Source organism: Corynebacterium sp. HMSC076G08, assembly GCF_001811515.1.
Classification (GTDB): Bacteria; Actinomycetota; Actinomycetes; order Mycobacteriales; family Mycobacteriaceae; genus Corynebacterium; species Corynebacterium hiratae.
Map to the genome: position 1 here is coordinate 1 of NZ_KV805089.1, position 228 is coordinate 228.

The 228-nt window shown below is 73.2% G+C and carries 1 protein-coding gene; it reads left to right on the plus strand.

What is annotated here, in order from left to right:
• Positions 1 to 228, plus strand: a 228-nt coding sequence (locus HMPREF2806_RS12905; protein ID WP_158013226.1) for a hypothetical protein, incomplete at both ends; no start/stop codon positions are given.

Consider the following 228-nt stretch of genomic DNA (forward strand, 5'->3'; position numbering starts at 1 on the left):
CGTGAAGGCCGCGGCGCTGACCTCGCTTGGCTTCGGCCACGTCAGCGCGCTCATCGTCTACGCTCACCCGGGCGTATTCGAGCAGGCAGTGGCCCAGCAGCGTGGGGCGGATGCCGCCACCTCGTGGCGCGAGCGCGCTGAGCAGCGCCTGCGTGCTGGCCGCGCCCACTTCGAGGCCGGTATGCTGGGCCGCGCCCCGCTCTTCGAGGTCATCGAGGGCCGCCGCCT